Raw genomic sequence first — 20,183 nt, 5'->3', positions numbered from 1 at the left:
TTTAGGTTACTGCTTGAAGTATTTTAACTTCTAAGGGGAGAATCACGGTAAAAGTTGAGCCGACTCCGATTTCTGATGCGAGCTCGATTTTGCCTTGCATCAGGGTAACGAGCCGCGATACTATAGCTAATCCCAAACCGGTGCTGTCGGGGGGAAAGTGCTGTTGGCCGGCTTCTGAGGCTTGAAAGAATGGCTCAAAGATGCGGTTGGTATGTGCGGGAGCGATGCCGATGCCGGTATCTGTAATGGCGATCGCCCAATTTGCATTTCCAGCACGGCAGCAACTTAATTCAATGCTACCAGCTTCTGTGTAGCGAATGGCATTGCTCAGCAGGTTAGTGAGAATTTGTTGCAGCCGCTGTGCGTCGGCGATTACTTGTGTGGGGGCGCAGTCGCTGGTAACAGCGAGCTTTAATCCTTTAGCATCAGCTATTGGCTGCATCATTTCTACTACGGTACTAATTATAGATCGTACATTAGTTTGCCGCAGGTTAAGTTTAATTTTGCCTGCATCGGCGCGAGAAAGTTCTAGGGTATCGTTAATCAGGCGCAGCAACTGTCTGCCGTTGCGCAATACTCGCTCGATGTGTTCGATGCCGGGGAGGGTATCTTTGATTTCGGATTGCCATTTTTCTTGACGCAAAAACAGTTCGGAATAACCGATAATTGAGTTGAGGGGAGTTTTGAGTTCGTGAGCTAAATGGTAGAGGTTTTCTTGATTGACGCTGACAAGACGATTCAGTTCTTGATTGTTGAGTTTTAACTGAGTTTGGATTTGTTGAAGTTCCTGGAGCCTCTGAGCGACGTAGCTATCGAAACACTGGGCAATTGCTTCGTCTACTACGGCATCTATGAGCCGAAAAGCTCTGAATACGTCGGCGGTGGTTCCTGCTAGCAATGGTGCTTCTAAGTGGGAGAATATTACTTGACGCAATAAATGGTATTCCCGAGCTACTTCTGCGGCATCGTAGCCTTGTTCTGCTCGCAGAAACCCGTGGTCTAAACTGGCTTCAATTATTGCTTTTATGTCGCTGTTTTGAGATTGTGAAAGCACTGTGACCATCGCCCCCAACAGGTGAGGTATGTGATTTTCGATCGCAGAGTGTGGCAAGGTGTCAGCGCTTTCTATTTTCCGATCCAAGCGTACTGCTTCAATCCAGTTTTTGAGGATGGTATCGGTTTTGTCGGCGAGCAGTTGGCTGTAGTCCATAATGTCTGCGTGGGGGCGAAGTTTGGCAGATATTCCCCATGTTTCATTGTAGTTGAGCGATCGCCCGATCGCCATACCAAACTTCACCCCCACGCGAGCCTGCCAAAAGAAGTAGTTTCGCTCTAATTTTTCCCTGTGCTGCAACTCTCACTATGAATACATTCCAGCTTGGTGCTGCCAAAAGGAGCACTTAAACTTATTGACCTAATAGCCATAAAGTAGTATAATCCCTCAATCCGAGAGGTTTGAATTTTTAATTTTTAATTTTGTCAGGGGACTAAATGGAAAACGTGCAAGCTGCGATCGCTGCGGCCACATTTATCGGTGTAGTTTTCTTAATAATTACAGAATGGATACACCTCACAATTGCCGCATTTCTGGGAGCGCTGATTCTGGTTTTCACCCACGTAATGACGTTAAAGGATGCGATCGAATATATTAGTCGCAGTCACGGAACGCTGGGCTTGTTTTTTGGAGTCATGGTCATGGTGAGAGCCTTTGAGCCTACCAAGATATTCGACTACTTGGCAACTCAAATGGTGCTGTTGGCGAAAGGCAAAGGCAAAAATCTCTTGCTTGGTATTGTCGGAATTACTACCCCAATTTGTGCAGTTTTGCCAAATGCCACGACTGTCATGCTGCTAGCACCGTTAATACCGCCAATGGCAGAAGAAGTCGGTGTAGATTTTGTGCCGCTGCTGATTTTAATGGTATTTGTGGCTAACAGTTCGGGACTGCTGACAATCGTGGGAGATCCGGCGACATTCATAGTCGGCGATGCGATTAACATGAGCTTTACAGATTACCTGTTAAAGTTAAGTTTAGGTGGGGCGATCGCCGTAGCAGTCATCTTAGTTATTCTGCCGTGGATGTTCCCCGAAATCTGGCACAAAGAATTGGATGATTTGGAACATTTGCCACACCCAAAAATCAATCATCCGCGAGTGTTAGCGGTGGGCGGTTTAATTATAGCTTTCGTGCTGACATTTTTTGTAGTGGGAGAGTCGCTGCCCGTGCCAATTTCACCAGCAGCCGTGGCTTTGTTGGGGGCGGCTTTGGCAATGCTCTTGGCTCACCATTCCAAAATAGATTCTTTGAACAATATTTTACGGGATTTAGATTGGAGTACGCTGCTATTTTTCATGTCGATATTTGTGCTAATTGGCGGTTTGGAAAAAACCGGAGTCATCGCTGGGATGTCGGGAATTTTAGCAGCTATTTTAGGTAAAAATATTTTTCTTGGTTCTTTAACGCTGTTATTTTTCGTGGGTTTGATGTCGAGCGTGGTGCCAAATATTCCGCTTGTTGTGGCGATGGTGCCACTGTTAAAACAGTATGTTGTGAATGTCGGACTCGCACCGACGGAGGTGCTGGCACCCGATTTTGCAGGGCAGTTTCCACCTGCTGTGCTGCCACTGTTTTATGCGATGATGTACGGGGCAACTTTAGGAGGAAATGGCACTTTGGTAGGAGCTTCTTCTAATATTGTGGCTGCGGGAATTTCTGAGCTGCACGGGCGCCGGATTTCTTTTCAAACTTTTCTGCGTTACGGGCTTCCTGTGATGGCTTTGCAATTGGTGGCTGCGGCTGTTTATGTAACTATCCGGTTTCTGATTTGAAGAAGTCATTAGTCATTAGTCATTAGTCATTGGTCATTGGTCATTAGTCATTGGTCATTAGTCAGCATTTATTATACCCCTTCAAAAAAAGCAACTGTAGGCCAGCGATCCAAACCCTTAAGTCATCAGTCATTGCCTAATCTCAAATCGAAAAATGGAAAATCTCAAATTGTATTAGTTCTGTTTCTCAACTTTTGGGCTTCGCCGATCATCGCCCCTACCTACTCCTAAAGACGTATTGACAGGATGAGAAGGTCGTGCTAGGTTAATTTAAATTGGCTTAAAAGTCAAGCCTAATCCAGCACTGCGCCCTTAAACAAAGCCTGTGGCTGGAGCGGAGGAACCAATTTTCGGGGCGAATCCCTACAGAATTAAAAACCAAAGTTAAAAATTGCCAAATTTGAGTGTAATTTTGAGTTTGAAATCTTTAGAGAAGGACATCTCTCAGTCCTAGCCCGTCAGCTAACTTCGCAGGCATTGAGAAGAGACTGAAGAGTCAACTTGTCTTCAATAGATAGTTTGGCTTCGTCAGTGTCTCCGGTTGGTATTGTTCAAGATTTCTTGTACCGCCCCTGACTCTGAGGAGATTTAAATGTCAATTCAACTTAATTTATCTGCGATCGCAATTGCCGGACAAGCTGCCTGGAAACGAACAAAACCCGTCATCATCCGAGATAATGTATTGTTGCCGGCGGTTGGTTTTTTGGGAATTCTTGGCCTGTGGTGGATTGTTGCCAGCTTCAAAAGCGATTTAATTCCCACTCCGTATCAAGCGTTAATCGCTAATTTAGATTACATATTGCATCCATTTTACCAGCGCGGGCCGGGAGATTTAGGCATTGGCTGGCTGCTGCTGGCGAGTTTGCGGCGGGTGTTGCTAGGATTTTTGCTGGGTGCCGTTGTGGCGATTCCCGTGGGATTTCTGATCGGGATGTCGAAACCGGCGATGATGGCGCTCAATCCGCTGATTCAAATCTTCAAACCGGTGTCGCCGCTGGCTTGGCTGCCGATCGCTCTATCAATCTTTAATTTAGCAGATCCGTCGGCAATTTTTGTGATATTTATTACGTCTTTGTGGCCGACAATTATCAACACGGCTTTGGGAGTCTCTAGCGTTTCCAAGGATTATCTGGATGTGGCGCGAGTGTTGGAGATGCCGCGCTGGAGGCGGATTACTAAGATAATTTTGCCTGCGAGTTTGCCTTACATTTTTACTGGCTTGCGGATTAGTTTGGGGATTGCTTGGCTGGTGATTGTGGCGGTGGAAATGCTGACTGGTGGTGTAGGAATTGGCTTTTTTGTGTGGGATGAGTGGAGCCGTTTGAATCTAAGTTCGGTATTTTTAGCGGTGTTTGTAATTGGCATAACTGGTTTGCTGCTCGATTGGGCTGTTGGCAAAGTTCAAGAAATGGTAACGCATCGATCGATCGAGAGTCATTAGTTATTAGTCATTAGTCAGTAGTCATTAGTCAGCAGTCATTAGTCATTAGCTAAAAACTCAGGTTTGAGATGGCGGATAGTTAGCGATTAACGATGGAGAATTATATCATAGTGAACTCCAAATAAAATGCAATTGATTTGCTAGAGCCAAACCCTTAACTCATCAGTAATTGCCAATTCTTCAATTCTTCAATTCTTCAATTCTTCAATTCTAAAATCTAAAATCTAAAATCTAAAATGGTATGAGTGATAACTTTTCCAATGAATGGAATCGGCGGGAGTTTTTGCAAGGAATGGGTGCGGCGGCGGGAATGGCTTTATCTGGTTGTGGGATTAACGCCGATCGATCGGCAAAAGGACTCACAGAAGAAGCCGAAGCGGTAAAGCCGATCGTCAATTCCCAAACCTTAGAGAAACCCAATCTAACCATAGGGTACGTACCCGTTAACGATTGTGCACCATTTGCGATCGCCTGGAAGAAAGGATTTTTCCGCAAATACGGCTTAAACGTCAAACTCAACCGCGAAGCAAGCTGGGCAACCTCCCGCGACGGCCTGATTTTCGGGCGCCTCGACGCCTCCCCAGTCGTATCCGGCGCCATCACAAACGCCCGCATTGGTGCCGAAGGAGCGCGTCACGCACCCATGTGCGCGGCAATGACAATTCACCGCCACGGCAACGCGATGACGATGAGCAAAGCAATGTGGGATTTTGGTTTGCGCCCGTGGCACGAATACAACGGCAATTTAGAAGAATTTGGCAAGCAATTTCGAGGTTTTTTTGAGAGTCAACCAGTAGAAAATAAAGTCTGGGCAGTTGTACTAAGTTCTGCTATTTACGAATACTTTGTGCGTTATATATCTGCCGCTGCCGGTATCGATCCGTTCAAAGAATTTAGGATAATTATTGTGCCGCCGCCTCAAATGGTAACGAATATGAGAATCGGGGCGATGCAGGCTTACATGGTGGCAGAACCTTGGAATACGCGGGCAATTAAAGGTAATTTGGGCGTGGGGTTTACCTTCGCGCAAGGTAAGGAAGTTTGGCAGGGACATCCCGATCGCGTTTTGGGAGTAATGCAATCATTCATTGACGAAAACCCGAAGACTTATTACTCGCTGGTGAAGGCAATGGTGGAAGCTTGTCAGTTTTGCAGCAAACCGGAAAATCGCAGTCAAATAGCAGCATTGTTGACCGATCGATCTTTTACGGGGGCTAAACCTAAAAACGGGGCGATCGACAAATTTACGCGACCGGGAATAGTTGGGGAATACAATTATGGTGGGTTTGATGAAAAAGACCGCACTATAATATCTGAAGATACCACAATTTTCTATGACATTCCTAAGAACTTGCCCCAAATACCGGGAAATCATTCAACATTTTTGTGGCAGTCTCACAGTATTTGGTTGATGACTCAAGCGGCCCGCTGGGGACACATTAAGGAGGTGCCGAAAAATGCTGATGAATTAGCTAAACAAGCTTGGAGAACCGACCTTTACCGCAAGATTGTTGCCGAAATGGCGATCGATTGTCCCCAGGAGGATTACAAAGTCGAACCTGCGGAAGTTTTCATTGACAAAAAATCATTTGACCCCAGCGATCCGGTGGGTTATTTGAATAGTTTTGAAATTCGAGCCAATCGCCCTCAATCTTTTTTTCAGTCTTAATATTTGACTGCTTTCGCTGTTCCTATGACATCTTGCACCATTTTCAACAACCTGTATGGGCGGGGAAAGCCAACAGCCTAAAAGGTAGCAGACAGGTTAAATAAACCCGCCCCACCCCACGAAAAAGCCCCAATTGACATTGATGCAAGAGCTCAGTTGAAACCGACTGCTAAATTTGAGGCTTTAGGCAGTGGCAGTTAAATTAAATTACTTTACTACTTGTTAGGAGAATACCGTGACTCAATTTACTTCTACATCTACCCCCACCAACGACAAAGTTAACAGCAAATCTGCTAATTTTCTGGAAATAAACAATTTGTTCAAGTCGTATAAAAATGCTGATGGCAGCGAATTTAGCGTTTTGGAAAATATCAACTTAAGTATTGGATCTGACGAATTTATTTCAGTAATCGGTCACTCGGGTTGTGGCAAATCGACGCTGCTGAAAATAGTAGCAGGTTTGGAAAAACAAAGCGGCGGAATTGTGACACTAGAAGGCAAGGAAATTCGCAAACCTGGAGCCGATCGCATGATGGTATTCCAGCACTACGGATTGCTGCCTTGGTTGACGGTGCGGGAAAACATTCGCCTAGCAGTTGATGAAGTTTTGCAAAATCTCAACCGCGCTGAGAAGATTAGCCTTGTCAATGAACACCTAGCAATGGTAAACTTAACAGCAGCAGCAGATAAATATCCCGATCAAATTTCAGGGGGCATGAAGCAACGGGTTGGGATTGCGCGAGCTTTGGCACTTCGGCCGAAGATGTTATTAATGGACGAACCATTTGGAGCGCTGGATGCTCTGACTCGTGGCAAGTTGCAAAAACAGGTGCTCGATATCTGGGAAAATCACAGACAAGCTGCAATGATGATTACCCACGACGTGGACGAGGCTATCTATATGTCCGATCGCATTGTGTTGATGACAAACGGCCCGGCGGCGACAATCGGCGAGATTTTGGCAGTGCCGTTTTCGCATCCGCGCGATCGCCAGGAGTTGCGGGAATCTCAGGAATATTACGAACTGCGAAACTACGCTTTGAATTTTCTCGATCGCTACTTTACTCAAGACGAATAACCCAAGGGCGACTAGAAGAACCGACAAAAAAATTCACTTAAGAGAGGTCTAGCCTGTGAATCTCAAAACAATTTTAGCGCGTTTTGAAAGTGCATTAGGATGCCAAAACTTAGCGGAAGAAATGGTGTTGCTGCCGGAGTCAAAAGTCCCTGTTTCTAAGAAAAAGTCAAAACCGACAAAACCGACAAAATCTATCAATTTTATTGTGGGTTACAACAGTTCTCCTCAAAGTCAAACAGCTCTCGATATTACCCTTTGGATTGCTCATCAAACTCGTTTAGTAACAACTCAAGAAGTCACGGTGCAAGTCGTCTACGTACTCGACGAAACTCCCAACATTTACGATGAAAATACTTGTAGTTTGGGTGTGGAAAATGCCTGGGCTACGAAGCCCCAACTGTCGGATTTAGAGGAAAAATCGGCTCTTTACTGTGCAGCGCCTGCGATCGCATTACCTACAGCCGAAATCCAATCGGTATCCCAGCGAGCGACCTGGATCGATCCGCCTTATTTTCGGGCAATTTTCTGTCAAAATAATGAGTACGAGGTAGCAGATAAGTTGCTGTGGCAAGCCCGCTGTTTGGCTGAGGAATGGCGCGGTTTATTCAAAGCTCATTTACGCATCGGTAAAGTTGCGACAGAATTGAGAAATGTGGTAGAATTAGAATCGGCAAATTTACTATTTTTAGGCTGCAATTCTCGCAACCACCCGCTGGTTAGGCAACTCGGCAAGAATTTTCCCTGCTGCGTGTTGGGGATTCCTGCCGCACTCAGCTATCCGATGGATTTGGGGCCCGAAGAAAGTTTGAGCAACTTGCAGTTGGCTACAGCTATGCCTGCACGTTAAACTTGTGGGAAATGGAAGCCTCTGAGGTGAGATTTTATAGCGCGAGCGAGTTAAGATCCCTGCGCGGTTGGTGCTTCTCTTGCTTCAAAAACGCTAGATTGATGAGTGTTATTAAGGGTTGTTGAATGCTTATCGGATCGCAGAAAGTTCATCAACTAATTTTATCCTGCCCCGGCAGACAGAGCGCAGGAGGCGATCGATAGAGCGTTTGTCATCCTCAGTCAAAGTCTCGTCAAAAATAGCCGCCAGCAAACCGTAGCGATCGGCTACAGTAATGTAGCCTCTATGATTCACTTCGGCAAACAACTCGCCCAAAGCAGATGGAATTAGGTTGACAGGGGTTTGCATAGAGATTGACTCTCAACTCGACATCGCGCGATCGATCTTTTCTGCGGTAACAGAGATCGATCGGACTATTTTATTCTCTCGGTATATTGCCTGAAAAGATGTGATAATAAACAGCAAAATTTGTGATAATAAACATCAGAATTTGTGAACGAAATCACATTTAATCTTGGCGAATTATGATTCAATTTTACAGTTGCGTTGGGATCATCTCAGTTTTGCAAGAAGCATTTTTAAAGAGCGGACTGAAGTCCGTACTACGAAGCATTTTTTGAGCGGGGCAGCACTGTAAATGCAAAACTGAGATGATCCCGTTGCGTTCGATCGCAAACAGAGCAACTGCAACGTTAATTTTTGTTAAAGATTGTAAATCGGCACTGGTTCCACCGGTTCAGCTAACTCAAACCCAAACACGCGGGAATAGAAATAGAATTCCCCATCAAGAGTTCTTTTAATATTTTCAGCGCGACGAAAACCGTGCTGTTCCCCTTCATAAGCAACGTAAGCAACCGGTAAACCTTTAGCTTTCAATATCTCTACCATCATTTCGGCTTGATTGGGCGGCACGACTTTATCTTCCAATCCTTGAAAGAAGATAACGGGACAAGATAAACCTTCGGCTGCATGAATGGGCGATCGAGCTACATACAAATCTTTTCGTGCAGGATAAGGCCCGATCAATCCATCCAGATACCGCGCTTCAAACTTGTGAGTATCATTTGTCAAAGCCTCCAAATCGCTAACTCCATAATAGCTCGCACCGGCCTTAAACACATCGCGGAAAGTCAGAGCGCACAGAGTTGTGTAGCCCCCTGCACTGCCTCCGGCGATCGCCATTCTTTCGCCGTCTACCAAACCCTGTTCGGCTAAATATTTAGCACCATTAGCGCAGTCATCAACATCAACAATACCCCAACTATCTTGCAGCCTTCTTCTGTATTCCCGGCCGTAACCAGTGCTACCACCGTAGTTGACATCAAGCACCGCAAAACCGCGACTCGTCCAATATTGAATTTTCAAATTCATGCTGCTAGAAGTAGCAGCAGTCGGGCCGCCGTGGCTTTTGACAACTAACGGCGGTTTTTCAGATTCAGGTGCAGCGAAGTCTTGGTTTTTCGGAGGATAGAAGAAGCCAAAAGCAGTCAAACCATTTTCGGTGGGAAATTCCAGCGGTTCCGGTACAGAAAGATAACCAGAATCGATGTTTAAATCGCTCGACTTTCGCAAAATTTTCCGTTGACTTGTGGCTAAATTTAGCTGTACAATAGCAGTAGATGCGATCGGCGAACCTGCCAGGAAAACTACCGTTTCTCCGCGCGCTTGCACCGACGAAATATCAGTGTAACCTGTCTCAATATTTGTCAACTGCTTTGTCGCTAAATCGAGACTCGCTAAATGCCACTTTCCCTGCTGAGTGTAGGTGCAAATAATTTGACTTTCCGACACAACAGCATAGGTTGACATTCCAAAAACCCACTGAGGGAGACCGAATTCAGCGGACATTTCGCAGACAGGTTCAATTTCTGGTTGTTCGCGCAAGCTTGTTTCTATTTTTGCTTCCCCCCTTGCTAAGGGGGGATTGAGGGGGGTTCTATAGAAATTCCACCAGTTCGATTTGTCAGAAACAAAATACAAAACTCCATCGGGCGACCATTCCGGCTGAAAAATCGACTCATCAACTCCGCCAGCAACTAAGTTTTTTTCACCTAAAGAACCGTCAACATTAATTTCTGCCACCCACAATTCGGTGCCATCCCACGGCATATTTGGATGGTTCCAACAAATCCAGGAAAGTTGAGAACCGTCAGGGTTCAAACGAGGGGAACCATAAAAATCGTTGCCCTGAGTTAAGATTTGAATATCTGCGCCGTCATCCAAATTAATGCTAACAATTGTATTCACAGATTCGCCTTCACCTGCATTGTCTTCGCGCACGCAAATCAGGCGATTTCTTTGCTTGTCAACAATCGCATCTGCGTAGCAACACTTAGCAGCAGGTGTCAAGGGTTCTGGTGGAGAATTTAATGTTTGACAATAAATTCTTTGGTCGGCAAAATGAGAAAAATAGATAGTGTCGCCAGCAACTGCAAAAGCACCGCCTCCGTATTCGTGAACGCGGGTGCGAACGTTGAACGGAGGCGGTGTTACGTCAGCTATTTTACCGTCGGGAGTGCGCCGCACGATGACGCTTCGTCCTGCTTCCGAGGGCCGTCCTTCTACCCAGTAAATAGCGTCGCCGTCAATAGCAATTTGTCCGAGTCCGACAGTTCCCGAAACAATTAAATCTGAGGTAATGGGAGATTTCCAAGAGCCGTAAGGTGATACTGTATTCATATAGTTTAGGTTGTTTTGTTTGACGCACAAATACAGGAGTTACGCACTCTCGACAAAGAAACCGGGTTTTTTGCATAATCTGCAAGTTGCAACAAAGTATTTTCGTAAAAAACCCGGTTTCTAGTCACCCGTGCGTTGAGGACTAACATAAATTTATATTTGTACTTTACAGGAATTCAGTCACGGGGAAGCAGAATGTCGAAAAAATTGGTACTAATGGATCACGACGGTGCAGTTGACGACTATCTCTCAGTCGTGTTGCTGATGACAATGGAGGAAGTGCAAACTCTGGGAGTAATTGTCACTCCGGCGGATTGCTACATTCAGCCAGCCGTGAGTGCAACCCGCAAAATCCTCGATTTGATGGGGTGTTCAGAGGTGCCAGTGGCGGCGAGTACGGTGCGGGGATTGAATCCATTTCCGGTGTTGTTTAGGCGAGATTCCTTTGCGTGCGATCGACTTCCCATTCTAAATGAAAAAGCAACCATTGACACACCGTTAATATCAGAACCCGGACAAAACTTTATGGTGGGAGTTTTGCGGGATGCAAAGGAACCGGTCACATTAATGGTAACGGGGCCGCTAACAACAGTGGCACAAGCCTTAGATATTGCACCAGAAATTGAAAGCAAAATCAAAGAAATTGTGTGGATGGGAGGGGCGCTCAACGCTATAGGCAATGTTAGCAAAGATATGAAACCGGGACAAGATATGTCGGCGGAATGGAATGCTTACTGGGATCCGATAGCCATTGAGAGAATTTGGCAAACACAAATTCCCGTTGTGATGTGTCCTTTAGATATCACCAATAATGTACCGCTGACTGTGGATTTTTCTAATCGCTTAGCCAGACAGCGCAAATATTCAATCTCCGATTTAGCAGGACAGTGTTATGCTTTAGCAATATCTCAAGATTACTATTTTTGGGATATTTTGGCAACGGCTTATTTGGTACATCCAGAATTTTACGAACTGCGAGAATGGGAAACCGAAATAGTTACCGAAGGTGTCAGTCAAGGGCGTACAAAAGTTGAAACAGGAGGGCGAAAAATTCAAGCAATGGATCGAGTAGATACGGAAAAGTTTTACAATTACATATTGCAACAGTGGGCGCGTTAAGCATAACAATATCTGGTAGAGGCGGGTTGTTAGCCAAAAATATCCCTACAAAACCCGCCCTAACTCAAATATTTACGCTATCTTCTCTTTCCTCTCTTTCTCTGCGCCCTCTGCGCCCTCTGCGGTTAATCAAAAAAAATCTCATTCACAAATCCAACAAAATTGCGGTAAGCGGCGTGGACTCGGTTCGTCAATTGTCGATAGTGGAAAAAATCCGATGAAATTATCCTCAAAAAAATTCTGGATTGTTGCGTGTGTTTTGTACTTGTTAATTATTCTCAGTATCATGCTGGTAGCAGATATGGGAAAGTTAACTAACTTTCCTCTGGCTCATCCGCCTTATGACAAACTCGGACATTTTATTTTGTACGGAATAGCATCTTTTTTGTGCCATAGAGCAACGGGCAAAAAAATGATGATGGTGTTGAATTATCCAATTCCTTTCGGGCCAGCACTGTTTACTATTTTCACTGCTGGGGAAGAAATGCTGCAAGCTATTTTGCCAAATCGTACTGCTAGTATTGAAGATTTTTTAGCGAGTTTTGCGGGTATTGTAGTTTTTTATTGGATTGGAGAAGCTTGGGATAAAGAAAAAGGAAAGTTCGGCAACTGATTGTGTAACGGATGTAACGGATGTAACGGATGCAAGGAAGAAATAAGAATAAGGAAGAAGGAAGGAAAGAAGGAAGAAAGAAAGAAGAAGGAAGAAGGAAGAAGGAAGAAGGAAGAAGTTGAGTTTGTAGGGTGATATTCGGCGCATCGGTTGATGGGGGCGATCGACTAATGTTGTGTTTATGTATTATCCAACCATTGCGATCGGGTGCGTAGCTATTAAATTAGCTAGGGATTGTTGGTGGATCCACACCCTAGGACTTTTTTGGTATAAGGATATTTTGGCAGCATAAAATGGAGCAAATGTCAATAAAATGTGTTTGCGAGGGATCAATTAGTCTCTTCCAAAAAGGTTTGTACTCGACCGTTTGGTCTTAAGACTACTCGAATTTTCGGGTTTTTTCCATGAGTAACGGCAGAAACAAAGGGCTCGCCGACTAAGGGCATACTAGCCCGATCGATATAATCGGCGGCTGCTTTGCCCATCGGGACAATAGTTTGAATTGAGCCGTTTTCATCGATTTGCAGGCTGTATTCTAAGGTTTGTTCCATTCCTTCTGGTGGCTTCCAGCGTTCCTCAAAGTAGGTTCTAGCTTCTGAAACTTGGGGAATTGTGTCAAATAAGGTGCGGTTTTTTTTGCTGGCGGTAGCCCGGTTGTTGTCCTCAGACTCGGCTTGCGGTTTAGTGTCCTCAAGGGGTGGGAGTTCGGTGCTGGGGGGGGAAATAGGCTGGGGGAGGGGGGGGAATGATTGCGGTGGGGGAACTGGGAATCGCGATGCAGATAGGGATGGTGGCAGGGGGGGCGGTACGGCGGGAGCTAGTCTCGGCGGTATGGGGGGCAGCAGGTAGGGTGCTTGGGGGGCGGCAATTGGGGGCCCTGCGGGATCGGGAATTGTGATGATTTGCCCTTGGGGGAAGGCTGGGGCGCTCTGTGATACTGCGGGTGCGCTGCTGTTGGGGGGGAATAGCAGGGGTGGCTGCTGGATGGGGCTGGGTTTGTTGGTGCTTGGGCTTGGGGCTAGGGCGATAGGGGGCAAGCTGGGGCTGGGGGTGGCGGCGGCGGTGTTGATGGGCGGGGGCGGTAGGGGGGGTAAGCCTGGTGTGGCTGCGGCTGTTGGTGTTGCTGTTGGGGATGTGGTGGGGGATGTGGTGGGGGCGGGAACTGGGCTGGGGGTGGCGCCGGCAAGTATTTGGGGCTGCGGGAGTGCGGGGGTAAATTGTGGGTTGGTGGGGGCTGTGACGGGGGCTGTGGCGGTTGTTGGGGAGGTGTTGGAGGACGATCGATCGAGCATTTTAACAATTCCCGTGGTCATTCCGACGCTGGCGACTAGGATTGCTGCGATATTCAACCATGGTAATGCTTTCGCTTCTGGGCGATCGCGGTTGAGGTTAGGGACTGCCATGACTTCGGCGGCGCAGTCATCTAGTGCGGTGGCCAAGTCAAAGAGTTGGAGGGTACTCAAGTGTACTTCCGGCCCGGATTCGGCGGCGCTCAATGAGCCTAAGAACAAGTTGTGGGCTAGCAAGCCGCGGGGTTCTAGGCGGGGGGGGACTGGCAGGTAGGTAGTGTTTGGGGCGGCGGTTGCTAGTTCGGATGCGTTGGGGGGTCGATCGAATGTAACGACATTGCGCGCGACTTCTGGCGAGTCTGGGGCTATGGTAAAACCTGTTTGGGAGTTGAGGTTGTTGTCCCAATCGCGGGCTTCGCCGAGGAAGTTTTGGACGTAGTTGGTGACTGCTTCGTGGAGGGTTTCGAGTTGATTGCGATCGCCCCTGAGAGTAACGTGTTCGGTATCTGGTAGCCTGGGGTCATCTAGTCGCAACTCAAAATTTAAAGATTTAAACACGGGTTTGCCCGCCCAACGAGATAGAGGCGAACTTTTGGCTGTAATTTCCAGCGTGCAAGTGGGGGGCGTGTAGCGTTTGAGAGCCATAGCAAGAAGACTGTATGTTATTTGTTATTTGTTATTTGTTATTTGTTATTTGTTTGTTCTAATAACCAATAACCAATAACTAATGACTGGTGACTAATTCTTAGCACGATCTAGGAGGGCGAGCCAGAGGCGCCGGTGGCCGCCGGGACTGCTGTAAAACAGCAAATCGATCAGGAGTTTCAGGGCCAAATTAGTTAGTTCTTTTGCCGATAAAGTTTCTGCATCTTCCATGCGATCGGCATAAGTGTTGCTGAACCTATCAATATAGTCTCCCAACAAAGCGACTGTGTGAGGTTCGCGGTTTTGCTCAGCCATTTGTTCGAGCAAGGCCACGGCGCGGCGGATTAAAGCTTGATGCTGTTTTGCCAAATTACAGCTTATCAAAACGAGCGATCGAGCTTCCTCCACATCCAGTTTTTTCCGTCCTCCCTGGCCTTTTCGCAGCGGGTTCGATTGGCGCAGCCGCCACAAAGCTACGCGATCGGCTACCATTGGCTCTAAATTCAGTTCGGCTGCTACCTTGAGCATCGCCTCTGAGCCAATTTCTGCCAGGGCTTCTAGGGCTAACAGCACTAAATCCAGTTGGGCTTTAATGTTGTCCAACTGGGTAGGTTCTGGTGCTTTTTGGGTCAATTCTTCCCAGTTGGGAGATGGGCCCGTTTCGTTTGTGGGAGCGGAGGGCTTTACAGTCGAGCGCATGGCTTGGGCACGGGAAATAAGACAGGTTGATGCAGGATATCGACAGTATGCAGTAATGCAAGCTTTGTGGCCGGACAAAAGCTGATCTGTTAATTTTTCTCCATAACTCGTGGCTTTGATTCCGGCAATCCTAGTTGCTGGACGGATTTGCGAGTTGAAAGTTGCGGTTGCAAGTTCGATCGCCCAACCGCAGCAAAACCCAAAAATTTTCACCCCCAACCATCCTACGCCGCAGAGTGACCGAAATCAAATCAGTGTTTTGAGGCGATCGGAACTTATATCAAGGCCAAACTCTTAGCATTCTCGAATGCTACTTATAGTCTGTCGCTACTTATAGTCTGTCAGATTATAGTTGTCATTGCTTAATCTGGCGCAATCTATGGATATTACGGAGCAATTTGGCAAAAAAGTTAGACATTTCAGAAAGCTCAGAAATCTTTCCCAAGATCAGCTTGCAGAACTATCTGAATTACATCGTACTTATATTGGCTCTGTTGAACGAGGAGAAAGGAATATAACGCTGCTGAATGCAAACAAAATAGCCAAAGCATTATCCGTTAGTTTAGCTGAACTGGTAACTGATGACTGAAAGAAAACTAGATCAAATTTTAGCAAAATACCAAAATTCATTTACCGAGAAAGTTTACGCAGAAGAGAATGAAGAACACGATATTTTAATGGATGTGTTTGGTATTTCTCCCATAATAAAAAGAGAAAATAGGCAATATTGGGGGCGCGAGTTAGGTATGTGTTGGCAATTGTTAGTTATTGAAACGTGCAAAACATATTGCAGTAGTTTTCAGCCAGCATTTAAAGTGGGAAGCGATGAGCCGTGCGATCTAATTGTTGATGGGTATGCGATAGATACAAAATATCGTATTGGCTCAGGAGATTCTGGAACACTGAAAAAGTTTAAATCCTATGGCCAACTACTTCGTACCTATAATTATGAGCCAGTTTTTTTAATACTTAGACAAGATAATTTGTCCGCAGCTATTACAGCGTGCCAAGTAGGGACTTGGAGAGTTTATACTGGCGATGCTTCGTTTGAGTTTATACAAACAATAAGTGGGTTTGATTTAAAGTCATTTCTTATTGAAAGAGTGGGAGAATTCCCTGTACACCGATGAAACTATCAAGGCGCTTGTTAATAATATCTATGTAGTCAGGTACTATTTCAATGCCAACATACTTAATCCCAAATTCTTGCGCCGCCAGTAATGTAGTTCCCGATCCTGCGAAAGGATCGATTAGAATAGAATTTTCCAAACGCGGTACAAATATTTCAACCAACTTTCTCATTAGAGCGATCGGTTTGACTGTGCAATGAACGTTAAACTCCTCGGTTTTCTCACGCTGTATACCTTCTAAAATATTTGACTGAAAACCACCGCACCGATCTTTAGTATAAAATAGACCAGTACCATACTCCTGTAGAGTTTCCAAGTAATTATTGACCAGTGGTTTTTGAAGTACGCAGATTGCTTCCCATTCGTTCCTCAGACAACTGTGCCAACCATCCCATTTTTCAGGATTTTCATATCCTTTCTTCTCCAACTGTTGTTTGATATTGACACCTTTAGGGATACCACTGGATCTTTTATAAACAAGCATATCTCTCGCATAGAAACCAGCACTTTCAAGTGCTACTTGTACGTGAGCAACAGTCCGCGTGCTGTTGAAAACTAAAACTGTCGCACCCGGTTTGCAGATCCGAAAAAGCTGCTCGCCCCACTCAAAGCACCACTTTTCATAATCCAGAGTGTTGTTACGATTCCTTTGATACCATTTTTCGTTTCTGACTCCACCTGCTAAACCACTGCCATATGGAATGTTTTTAACAAGGGTTTTACTTCCTTTGTCATTGACTTTTTCAATACGTCTTTGAATTTCTGAGTCATCCCATTTATGCCCAATAAATTCATAATTGTAAGGTGGGTCAGTGATACACGCAGAAATATAATTTTCTGGCAATGTCTTCATCACTTCACGACAGTCGCCAACCAAAACTTCATTTGAGGGAGTTTTTTTCATTAGTCAGGCAGTTAGTTACTCAATATGATACTTTATGGTGTTTATATCATATCAATTCCGGCTGCGCCGGAATGACAAGCGAGGAGACGGCTTGGCCTTAGTCCCTACGCCAGATTAATTGTAGGGACTAAGGCCAAGCCGTCTCCTAATTTCGACTACTAATAATTCCGATGGTACCGGATTTGATATCAACCGGAAATGTGTAAATCCTGACTATTTCAAATAAACCAAGGTCACACCTCCACCTCCTTCTTTTTGACTGGCGAGCTCGTAGCGGGAAACCTGCGGGTGAGAATCGAGGAACTCGTGAACCCCGCGCCGTAACTGTCCTGTACCTTTGCCGTGAATTATCCACAGCGCACCGTATTCGACTGCTTTGGAAAGAGCTCTGTCGATTTCGATTTCGGCATCGGAGACTCTGGCGCCCCGAAGGTCGATCGAATTATTAGCAGTGCGGATGGCAATTTCGGGATTGGGTTTTGCTGGTTCCGACGCTGCTTGTTTAGCTTTGGCGGTAGCGGCTGCTTGAGCTGCAACCTTGGCTAATTGAGCCTTAGTTTCCGGTTTTTGACCGTCGAGGGATTCAATTTCTGTTAGTTTGACGGTCATTTTCATAATCCCAAACCGCACGCTCAACTCTTCGTTAGCATCTGGCCCGCTGAGAACTTCGGCGGTTTGGCCTAAGCTGGGAATGCGGATACGATCGCCCGTTTTTGGCATAAAACCCGGTTTCGGTTTCGCCGGTTGTTTCCGAGAGGGCAGGTGTTTTTGGGAAATTTGATTTAAGGTTTCTGTCGCTATTTGGGCATTTTGAGCCGTTTGGTCGCCCGCCTGCAAGCGACGAATAATTTGAGCAATTTCTGATTTTGCCGATCCTATTGCCTCATTTACTGCCACTTCCTGAGCTATTTTTAGTTCTCGCTCCCGCTCTTGCAAAGCCGCTGCTTTTTGAGAAACTTCCTTGTGCAGTTTTTCGGTTTGGTGCAGCAGTTGAGTTGCTTCTCTGGCCTTGGTTTCCTGTCTCCGGCGCTGGGCTTCGAGTCCAGCAATCACTTGATTGACATCTTGAGATGCTCCGCCGACATAGGTTTGAGCTTCATCGACTATCGATGCTAGCAAACCGAGTCTTTTAGCAATAGTTAGGGCGTTGGAACGTCCGGGAATTCCCCACAGCAAGCGATAGGTTGGCTGCATCGAACTGTCGTCAAATTCTACTGAGGCATTTTCAAAGCGGGCGTCTTGATATTTGAGGGCTTTGAGTTCGCCAAAGTGGGTAGTTGCGACTGTTAGCAGCGAATGTTGGGCGAGATATTGCAATAGGGCGATCGCCAATGCACTGCCTTCTGATGGGAATTGGGAATTGGGAATTGGGAATTGGGAATTGGGAATTGGGAATTGGGAATTGGGAATTGGGAATTGGGAATTGGGAATTGGGAATTGGGAATTTTCTTCTCCTTCTCCTGCACTTTCCCCTTCCGATTTATTATGCAAAACTTCTAAAATGCGGCTGATGCGGCGGATGTGGCCGGAAAAAGTAGACAAACTTTGCTGCAAAGATTGTTCGTCACCAATATCAGCAAGAATATTGTCGAACCAAGGCAATTCTACGGGTTCGCGGGCGGCGACAAACATTCCTGCTTTCGCCATTAAAGCTGCCAATCCCAAGGTTTTGAGCGTGACAGTTTTGCCACCGGTGTTGGGGCCGGTGATGGCGACGACGCGGATCTGGGGGCTGATTGTTAAATCGACGGGAACGACTGCAAAGCCTTGTTCGTGCTGTTGCTGCCAAACTAATAAAGGATGGCGCAATTGACGGAGGGTAATTGGCGATCGCAGATTCCGAATTAATACTTGGCTTTTTTCTGGTTGTTCCTCATCTAAATTTTCATCACTCGAATTTTCATCATCTAATTTTTCTGTATTTTTTGGTGCTAATTCTGGCTCTCCCAAGTCGATAAATTTCGGCGGGTTTGCTTGGAGCCAATAACCGTAGCGCGCTTTAGCCGCAGCTAAATCTATAGTTGTTACTACCACCACCAATCTATCTAAATCTGGTTTGACTGCTGCGACTTGCTCGGTGAGGGCGCGGCGGACTGCTTCTTCTTCGGCTTGTTCTTGCCGGAGCAACTGCCGCATTTGGTTGTTAAGATTGACTGTGTTGTGGGGTTCTACGTACAGTGTCGCGCCGCTGGCGGAGGAGTCGTGAACGATGCCCGGTATAGCATCTTTTTGGGGAGCTTTTACCGGAATCACAAAGCGCGAACTTCTTTGGGTGATTACCTGTTCTTGGACGGCGTTGGATTGGCGCTGTAAAATTCCTTGCAATATTTGATAAATGCGATCGCGCAACTGTCGCATTTGCACTCGAATTCCTGCTAATTTAGGAGTGGCGCGATCGGCTACTTGAGCGCGATCGTCTATACAGCGATGGATTTCTTGCTCGATTTCGGGATAAGTCCGCAGTTGCGATGCCAGTTCTTTGAGCGTCGGGACATCGGGCGCCGAGTCAATTATCCGGCGCAATTGCCTTGCTCCTGCGAGTGTAGTAGCAATCGCGAGCAATTCTTCGCCACCGAGCAAACCTTGAAGTTCGGCTCGTTGCAGGGTAGAGCCGATGTCTTGGATGCCCTCAAAACTCAAAGCACCCCCAGCGCGGCTTTCTAACTGATAAGCTTCCTGAGTTTGGGCTAGGAGTTCGGCTGTTTGAGCTTGAGTTGCTGGGATTTGGAGGTCGAGGGCGGCCGCGACGCCGAGTTTAGTAGCAGCGAAGGTAGCCAAGTGCTGACACAGGCGCGGCCATTCTAATAGTTCTAGTGTTTCGGATTGAATCAAAGTTGAGGTGGTGTTGGTGATTGGCATTCCCAGGCGCTGACCGAGAAGGTTCATTTGACGATACTATTAATTAATTTTAAAGTTTTTTATGGTTTCCGGGCGCAACTTGAGAAAGTATCTGGGATAACCGTCAGTCTATTTTCCATGTTTGGATTTGAGATTTGAGATTTATTGCACAGGTGAATCTGCGAGCTTGAACAGGGTCTAAAATTGTAGGATCTCCACGACTCCTGTCGGGGGCTGGTATCTGTTTGCGGGCGGGTGACAAATTAGCAAGGCGAGAATTTGTATTTTTGGGTTCGCCGTCTCAAATTATACATTCTACTGATACCTGTTTGGCAAAACGATGCAACTGTAGGCCCGCAATCCAAATCATTATCCAGTAACTCCTGCCCAATCTAAAATCTCC

Annotated in this window: 16 protein-coding genes and 1 riboswitch; of the genes, 9 read left to right on the top strand and 7 right to left on the bottom strand. The window is 46.2% G+C overall.

Annotated features, from left to right (window positions below; genetic code table 11):
* Nucleotide 1: 1 nt before the first annotated feature.
* Nucleotides 2-1,354: a HAMP domain-containing sensor histidine kinase gene (locus JGK14_RS06540; RefSeq protein WP_325314869.1), complete on the bottom strand. Its 1,353-nt coding sequence runs from the start codon at nt 1,352-1,354 to the stop codon at nt 2-4.
* Between the two features lie 137 nt (nt 1,355-1,491).
* On the opposite strand from JGK14_RS06540, the gene JGK14_RS06535 reads away from it, so the two are divergent.
* The 5 genes from JGK14_RS06535 to JGK14_RS06515 all read left to right on the top strand — a co-directional run bounded on the left by JGK14_RS06535 (nt 1,492) and on the right by JGK14_RS06515 (nt 7,864).
* The gene (locus JGK14_RS06535; RefSeq protein WP_293174531.1) at nt 1,492-2,829 is read left to right on the top strand and encodes an SLC13 family permease; all 1,338 of its coding nucleotides are present in this window, start codon (nt 1,492-1,494) and stop codon (nt 2,827-2,829) included.
* Nucleotides 2,830-3,109: 280 nt separating this feature from the next.
* Nucleotides 3,110-3,321: riboswitch (cyclic di-AMP (ydaO/yuaA leader) on the top strand.
* Nucleotides 3,322-3,421: 100 nt separating this feature from the next.
* Nucleotides 3,422-4,270, top strand: a complete 849-nt coding sequence (gene ntrB / locus JGK14_RS06530; protein WP_293174528.1) for a nitrate ABC transporter permease — start codon at nt 3,422-3,424, stop codon at nt 4,268-4,270.
* Between the two features lie 241 nt (nt 4,271-4,511).
* A complete protein-coding gene (locus tag JGK14_RS06525; RefSeq protein ID WP_293174526.1) occupies nt 4,512-5,939 on the top strand; it encodes an ABC transporter substrate-binding protein in 1,428 nt (475 codons plus the stop codon).
* Between the two features lie 235 nt (nt 5,940-6,174).
* A complete protein-coding gene (locus JGK14_RS06520; protein ID WP_293174523.1) occupies nt 6,175-7,017 on the top strand; it encodes an ABC transporter ATP-binding protein in 843 nt (280 codons plus the stop codon).
* A gap of 55 nt (nt 7,018-7,072) precedes the next feature.
* The gene (locus JGK14_RS06515; RefSeq protein WP_293174520.1) at nt 7,073-7,864 is read left to right on the top strand and encodes a universal stress protein; all 792 of its coding nucleotides are present in this window, start codon (nt 7,073-7,075) and stop codon (nt 7,862-7,864) included.
* A gap of 129 nt (nt 7,865-7,993) precedes the next feature.
* Here JGK14_RS06515 and JGK14_RS06510 read toward each other — a convergent pair whose 3' ends face one another.
* Together JGK14_RS06510 and JGK14_RS06505 are read right to left on the bottom strand one after the other, a co-directional pair.
* Nucleotides 7,994-8,212 carry a hypothetical protein gene (locus JGK14_RS06510; protein WP_293156610.1) on the bottom strand — a complete coding sequence of 73 codons (219 nt, stop codon included), beginning with the start codon at nt 8,210-8,212 and terminating at the stop codon, nt 7,994-7,996.
* A gap of 354 nt (nt 8,213-8,566) precedes the next feature.
* A complete protein-coding gene (locus JGK14_RS06505; protein WP_325314868.1) occupies nt 8,567-10,543 on the bottom strand; it encodes a S9 family peptidase in 1,977 nt (658 codons plus the stop codon).
* Between the two features lie 195 nt (nt 10,544-10,738).
* Here JGK14_RS06505 and JGK14_RS06500 point away from each other — a divergent pair, with 195 nt between their 5' ends.
* Both JGK14_RS06500 and JGK14_RS06495 read left to right on the top strand, forming a co-directional pair.
* Nucleotides 10,739-11,662 (top strand): nucleoside hydrolase, encoded by a 924-nt coding sequence (locus JGK14_RS06500; protein WP_293211526.1) that lies wholly within the window; start codon nt 10,739-10,741, stop codon nt 11,660-11,662.
* A gap of 217 nt (nt 11,663-11,879) precedes the next feature.
* The gene (locus JGK14_RS06495; protein ID WP_293174505.1) at nt 11,880-12,275 is read left to right on the top strand and encodes a VanZ family protein; all 396 of its coding nucleotides are present in this window, start codon (nt 11,880-11,882) and stop codon (nt 12,273-12,275) included.
* Nucleotides 12,276-12,604: 329 nt separating this feature from the next.
* Here the strand turns inward: JGK14_RS06495 and JGK14_RS06490 are convergent, their stop codons facing one another.
* Both JGK14_RS06490 and JGK14_RS06485 read right to left on the bottom strand, forming a co-directional pair.
* Nucleotides 12,605-14,209 carry a DUF4335 domain-containing protein gene (locus JGK14_RS06490; RefSeq protein WP_293231042.1) on the bottom strand — a complete coding sequence of 535 codons (1,605 nt, stop codon included), beginning with the start codon at nt 14,207-14,209 and terminating at the stop codon, nt 12,605-12,607.
* A gap of 93 nt (nt 14,210-14,302) precedes the next feature.
* Entirely contained in the window at nt 14,303-15,121 is an 819-nt protein-coding gene (locus JGK14_RS06485; RefSeq protein WP_442921433.1) for a DUF3038 domain-containing protein, read from the bottom strand.
* Between the two features lie 166 nt (nt 15,122-15,287).
* Between JGK14_RS06485 and JGK14_RS06480 the strand changes: the two genes are divergently transcribed.
* A complete protein-coding gene (locus JGK14_RS06480; protein ID WP_293204579.1) occupies nt 15,288-15,497 on the top strand; it encodes a helix-turn-helix domain-containing protein in 210 nt (69 codons plus the stop codon).
* Nucleotides 15,490-16,038, top strand: coding sequence for a hypothetical protein (locus JGK14_RS06475; protein ID WP_293204578.1), 549 nt, complete (start codon nt 15,490-15,492; stop codon nt 16,036-16,038). The genes JGK14_RS06480 and JGK14_RS06475 overlap by 8 nt, the downstream gene beginning before the upstream one ends.
* On the opposite strand, the gene JGK14_RS06470 is transcribed toward JGK14_RS06475, so the two are convergent.
* Together JGK14_RS06470 and JGK14_RS06465 are read right to left on the bottom strand one after the other, a co-directional pair.
* A complete protein-coding gene (locus tag JGK14_RS06470; RefSeq protein WP_293204576.1) occupies nt 16,001-16,942 on the bottom strand; it encodes a DNA-methyltransferase in 942 nt (313 codons plus the stop codon). The genes JGK14_RS06475 and JGK14_RS06470 overlap by 38 nt on opposite strands.
* Nucleotides 16,943-17,155: 213 nt before the next feature.
* Entirely contained in the window at nt 17,156-19,774 is a 2,619-nt protein-coding gene (locus JGK14_RS06465; RefSeq protein WP_325314888.1) for an endonuclease MutS2, read from the bottom strand.
* Nucleotides 19,775-20,183: the final 409 nt, after the last annotated feature.

The sequence above is a fragment of the Microcoleus sp. PH2017_28_MFU_U_A genome, from assembly GCF_020738035.1.
In the GTDB taxonomy this organism is placed as follows: domain Bacteria; phylum Cyanobacteriota; class Cyanobacteriia; order Cyanobacteriales; family Microcoleaceae; genus Microcoleus.
Note: the sequence above shows the minus strand (reverse complement) of the source record. Positions and strands in the feature narration are given on the sequence as shown.

Excerpts from the sequence above, each read along its gene's own strand:
- JGK14_RS06535 (WP_293174531.1), top strand. The coding sequence starts at position 1,492 with ATGGAAAACGTGCAAGCTGCGATCGCTGCGGCCACATTTATCGGTGTA.
- ntrB (WP_293174528.1), top strand. The coding sequence starts at position 3,422 with ATGTCAATTCAACTTAATTTATCTGCGATCGCAATTGCCGGACAAGCT.
- JGK14_RS06525 (WP_293174526.1), top strand. The coding sequence starts at position 4,512 with ATGAGTGATAACTTTTCCAATGAATGGAATCGGCGGGAGTTTTTGCAA.
- JGK14_RS06510 (WP_293156610.1), bottom strand. The coding sequence starts at position 8,212 with ATGCAAACCCCTGTCAACCTAATTCCATCTGCTTTGGGCGAGTTGTTT.
- JGK14_RS06505 (WP_325314868.1), bottom strand. The coding sequence starts at position 10,543 with ATGAATACAGTATCACCTTACGGCTCTTGGAAATCTCCCATTACCTCA.
- JGK14_RS06500 (WP_293211526.1), top strand. The coding sequence starts at position 10,739 with ATGTCGAAAAAATTGGTACTAATGGATCACGACGGTGCAGTTGACGAC.
- JGK14_RS06495 (WP_293174505.1), top strand. The coding sequence starts at position 11,880 with ATGAAATTATCCTCAAAAAAATTCTGGATTGTTGCGTGTGTTTTGTAC.
- JGK14_RS06490 (WP_293231042.1), bottom strand. The coding sequence starts at position 14,209 with ATGGCTCTCAAACGCTACACGCCCCCCACTTGCACGCTGGAAATTACA.
- JGK14_RS06480 (WP_293204579.1), top strand. The coding sequence starts at position 15,288 with ATGGATATTACGGAGCAATTTGGCAAAAAAGTTAGACATTTCAGAAAG.
- JGK14_RS06475 (WP_293204578.1), top strand. The coding sequence starts at position 15,490 with ATGACTGAAAGAAAACTAGATCAAATTTTAGCAAAATACCAAAATTCA.
- JGK14_RS06470 (WP_293204576.1), bottom strand. The coding sequence starts at position 16,942 with ATGAAAAAAACTCCCTCAAATGAAGTTTTGGTTGGCGACTGTCGTGAA.